The organism is Protofrankia sp. Cas4 (assembly GCF_963555915.1).
In the GTDB taxonomy this organism is placed as follows: Bacteria; Actinomycetota; Actinomycetes; order Frankiales; family Frankiaceae; genus Protofrankia.
Window position 1 is genome coordinate 2610 of sequence record NZ_CAUVXL010000159.1, and the last position, 4243, is coordinate 6852.

The 4243-nt window shown below is 66.9% G+C and carries 4 protein-coding genes and 2 pseudogenes; 2 read left to right on the forward strand and 4 right to left on the reverse strand.

Annotation, left to right across the window (positions count from 1 at the left end):
- The 3 genes and pseudogenes from U9979_RS14730 to U9979_RS14740 all read right to left on the reverse strand — a co-directional run.
- Positions 1-296: pseudogene (locus U9979_RS14730) on the reverse strand (hypothetical protein); the annotation flags it as partial.
- 298 nt (positions 297-594) lie between these two features.
- Complete coding sequence (locus U9979_RS14735) at positions 595-1815, reverse strand: helix-turn-helix transcriptional regulator (RefSeq protein WP_322779827.1); 1221 nt, start codon at positions 1813-1815, stop codon at positions 595-597.
- Positions 1812-2129, reverse strand: coding sequence for a putative quinol monooxygenase (locus tag U9979_RS14740; protein ID WP_322779828.1), 318 nt, complete (start codon positions 2127-2129; stop codon positions 1812-1814). Before U9979_RS14740 ends, U9979_RS14735 begins: the two co-directional genes overlap by 4 nt.
- 1128 nt (positions 2130-3257) lie before the next feature.
- On the opposite strand from U9979_RS14740, the gene U9979_RS14745 reads away from it, so the two are divergent.
- Both U9979_RS14745 and U9979_RS14750 read left to right on the forward strand, forming a co-directional pair.
- Entirely contained in the window at positions 3258-3488 is a 231-nt protein-coding gene (locus tag U9979_RS14745; protein ID WP_322754242.1) for a hypothetical protein, read from the forward strand.
- Positions 3478-3792, forward strand: coding sequence for a type II toxin-antitoxin system PemK/MazF family toxin (locus tag U9979_RS14750; RefSeq protein ID WP_322779829.1), 315 nt, complete (start codon positions 3478-3480; stop codon positions 3790-3792). The genes U9979_RS14745 and U9979_RS14750 overlap by 11 nt, the downstream gene beginning before the upstream one ends.
- A gap of 121 nt (positions 3793-3913) precedes the next feature.
- On the opposite strand, the pseudogene U9979_RS14755 reads toward U9979_RS14750, so the two are convergent.
- Positions 3914-4243, reverse strand: a pseudogene (locus U9979_RS14755) (ATP-binding protein); the annotation flags it as partial.

The window sequence follows — 4243 nt, forward strand, 5'->3', positions numbered from 1 at the left end:
AAGGCGGCCTTCGCCTGAGCTGCGGTCGTCTCGGTCGCCGCGCCGATCTGCCGCCAGCCCGCGCCGGCGCGCAGAGCCCGCAGGACGGTGGTTTGCAGTCCGAACCGGGCGCTTTGGGTCAACGCGACTTCGGTGGCCAGCAGTTCCAGCACCTCGTCGGTGTCGATCCGCTGGCCGCGGGCCTGGCGCACCGCGATGTCCAGGCCCAGGTCAGAGGCCCGGGTCGCCAACAGCAGCGGCGTCGCGATCTGGCCTGGTCGGAACAGAACGTCGTCGGGTCGGCGGGGGCGGTTCACTTCTCACCGCCGCGGCGTAGCAGTTCCCGGGCGAGCCGCTCGATCTCCCGGACAGTGGCGTCCGCAAGATCCTCGGCCAGCGGAAACAGATTTCGGGCATGCTGCATAACGGGTCTGACCTCCTAGACAAGGTCGGATCAAGGACCCCGGCCGGTGGTGGAGTCACCGAGCCGGGGTCCGCTCGTTCCGGGGCGGTGGAGTCGCCCCAGAAACGGAAGAGGCGGCGCCGGTGGCGCCGCCAACCCGCACTCAAAGTGTTACACGTACCTCAAGTACTGTCTAGTACTTTCTGTGCGGACTACTGGATTGGGACTCCGCAGCGGTCAGCCAGTGCGCGTAGCTGCTGGTCAGACCGACGGTTCGGATCCTGAAGAAGATCACGGATGAGCATCCGGACCGTGCCATGGTCGTGGATCTGCTCAGGTGCGATCTCCTCTGCCTCCAAGAGCGCGGCGACCTCCTCACCGCGGGCGCGCCGTTGCGCGTGCGCCCGCGCCACGTCCACAAGGAAGCGCGCCCGACGCTCCGGGGAAAGTCCGCTCGGGTCGACCCTGCCCGCACGATCGAGCGCGTCACCGGCGTCACCGAGTTCGACCGCGACCGCCACCCCGTGAAGAGCGACGTTCGACGGGCCGAATTCGGTGTTGAAGTCGTTGCGACCCGCACCCACCGTCGAAGCGAGACGGTCGGCTTCCTCGATAGCGCGCCAGGCCGCGCTACGGTCACCGGCCCGTGCGGCGCCGATCGCCTCAACGAGATACAGGGCGCCAAGCGCGGATGCCAGTTCGACGCCGGACGAAGCGAGGTGAGGACGAAGCGTCGCAGTGCCACTGGATGCGGCGTGGCGGGACTGCTGGAGGCGGCCGGCGCCAAGCAGCGCCAGTGCCAATCGGTGCTGACCAGCGGCCACCAGCGCGGGATTCGCGGCGAGTTCGGCCGCGAAAAGCGCGCGGTCGGACGCGAGCCATGCAGCCTCCACGTCGTCCACCTTCCCGAACAGCGCACCAACCGCCTGATACGCGCGTGCCAACGCACCGGCCAGAACTGGCCGCCGGTCGGCCGGGACCGACCGAACCGCCGACTCCAGAGCGACGATCAGCTCAACCAGAAGGGGGCCAGCTTCGGAGTAGCGCGAGGCGTGCACCAGCGACCACGCCTGCTCCACCCGGTCTGCGAGTTCCTCGCCTTCTACGCCGTCATCCAGCGGTAGGGGCTCGAAGAGAGCGGACAACGCCGGATGGCCGGTCAACGCCAAGCGGAGCGCCTCACGCCAGGGCTCATGCTCGACCGCTGTGGCCTCAATCGGTGCATCCGGCGCGAGGTCGGACACGGAGACGTTGAGCACGTCCGCGACCTGAGTGAGCACCGAAAGCCGGTCCACCTTGCGCGTGTTCCGCTCAACCTGAGAGACCCAGCTTTCGGACCGGCCGATGAGGCGGCCGAGCTCGACCTGAGACAGTCCGTGTCGCTTGCGATGGAAGGCGACCCGCTCACCGAGCGTCGGAGTCGGATCGGTCACTTCGCATCTCCCGGCACGCCCTTGCCGCCAGCAAAGTCTAGGAACTCCACGCGGGGCGGCCCCACCATGTACTTCTCTCGGGCCGCAAGGAACCGCCGGACGTGGTCCTGGCGCTCATGGTCCTCGAAGGCGTCGCGGTCTCGGTACAGCTCGTAGAACACGCGGGTGTCAGGCTCGCCTTCGACCGCATGGGTCGTGTAGACGAGAGTTCCCGGTTCCGCGGAGACGATGAGCGGCAGCGTCTCGGCAACCAGTCGGTCGAACTCACCCACCGTGCCAGGTTGCAGGTCGAACCGGACCACCAGACCGAACATTGATCCTCTTCCCGTAGGCGCGACGTCGCCACTACAACGATCGTCCTACGGGCCACAATCCCAAGACTACCCAGCACTTTTAGTGCGACATCATGTCGCTTCCGTAGCTTCAGCCTGCGACGGCAGCAGAATCGGTGATCAGCAGATCGTCTCGGTTCTCGTCTCATTCACTGCCGTACAGGCCCGTCCGGCGGCGGCGTCTGCGCAGACGGGGCGCGTGTTCTGCTTGGTCGCTGCGGCGATCACGACGAGCACGGACGCAAGCGCGACTCACTCGGGTCCGTCTCCGAGCTTGACCGGGATCAGGCGGCGCGCTGGCCGACAACCCTCGTCGAACGATAGTAGTCGGACGGATTCAATCGGTTACAGATCCCCGATTCGAGGCCGTGCCAACTTTCCCTACTTGTTCAAGAGCGACCCTGACGGGCCGCTAAGAACAACGGGGCTCCGCCCCGAACCCCGGCCTTCTCTCTGGAGGTGAGTCGAATGGGCGTTCGGTTACGTTCGGGGGTGGGGTGCGAGTCCGCTGATCTCCTTCGCCGACCGGGCACCCGAGGGCTACCCCGGAACCTCCCGACCACGCAAGGGCCGATGGCGAAGATCGGAGTCGAGTAGACGTCGGCCCTTGCCCGGCCGGGAGAACCCGGGGTAGGGGCAAGCCTGCCCGACCGACGGAGGAGATCAGCTCAGCCCGGGGTCTGCGAAGAGATCTTCACCGGTGCTCACCGTGCCGTACGCGACGCGCCGTGCAGGACCCGGCCGGGCCGCTGCGCTCCGGACTGCGCGTGCCGCTGACGCGCCATGCTCGCCGGGCGCGTCGTCTCAGCCTCCTGCTCGGCACGTCGGAGCGCTGCGGCGAGCCAGCGAAGGGGGCATCGCCGGTCTCAGTTCTGGTCTCATTCGCGGACGTTCGGCGTTGTTCGCGGACCATCACTTGGCCGTTGCGTACCACGGTCGTACCACTGTGGACGGTCACAAACGGTACGCCACAGACTTGGAAAGCGTGTTGGGGGCAACCCCTCGAGAGTTCGAATCTCTCATCCTCCGCCGTGTGCCGGTGGCAGTCAGGGCTTGTTGGTGATTGACGCCTCCAGGATCCGTATTGCGGGCTGTATTACAATGAGCCTTATGGCTACGATTACGTTTCGTACAGACGAGGACGTCGACCGGGCCCTGACTGACCTCACAGTCGGTGAACGGGATCGGTCCCAGGTGATCCGTGAGGCGATCCTCTCCGCGTGGCGTGCGCGTCAGGCCGAGCGGTTGGTCGCTGAGGCTGAAGCTCTTGCCGCAGACCCGGCCGACCGGGCTGAGGCGCGGGCTGTGCTTTCGGACATGGAGCCACTGCGTGCGTGGTGACGTCTACCAGATGCGAACTCCTCGTGATGCGCGTGGCCACGAACAACGAGGTAACCGGTACGCCGTCATCGTGCAGTCCGATCTGCTGCCGTTGTCGACCTGGCTGGTGGCCCCTACTTCCACCAGCGCTCGGCCGGCATCCTTTCGGCCTGAGGTCGAGATCGACAATCAGGCGACCCGTGTCCTGGTCGAGCAAACGGCGGCGGTCGACCCTGAGCGTCTGGGTCGATTCGTCGGCCAGCTGTCCGCAGTCGAGATGGCTGACGTCGACACTGCATTACGCACTGCACTCGGGTTGAACTGATCTCTACACGGCTACGAGATTGACCCGATCAGCATGCCGGCGGCGGCTCTTGCCTCGTCGTCGCCAATGGGCACAATCCGTAGCCCTGACAGGATCCAGTTGAGCCGGGCCGGCGGTGCCGTCAGGCCGGAGCGAAGATGTCGGCGGCGGTGACGGTGAGGACTCCCGCTGGTGGGTTCCGGATCTCCTCGCGGGCGCAGAGAGCAAGGCGCACCGCTTCGGGATGGTCCGTCACACCTGGGCCGGCAGCTGGGCCGGCATCCTGGTTGGCATCGTCATGATCCGGTAGCTGCGCCGCGGGCCGGCCGACCCGCAACGCACGGGTCTTCTCCCGTAGGTCGGCGGCGAGTCTGCGGCCGTCAACGCTGCGTGCCCATTTCGCCGCACCGGCCAGCACCGGACGCCGTTCCCGGCCGGCGAGGACGACCGCGTCGATCTCGTCCTGACCGCC

Excerpts from the sequence above, each read along its gene's own strand:
- U9979_RS14745 (WP_322754242.1), top strand. The coding sequence starts at position 3,258 with ATGGCTACGATTACGTTTCGTACAGACGAGGACGTCGACCGGGCCCTG.
- U9979_RS14740 (WP_322779828.1), bottom strand. The coding sequence starts at position 2,129 with ATGTTCGGTCTGGTGGTCCGGTTCGACCTGCAACCTGGCACGGTGGGT.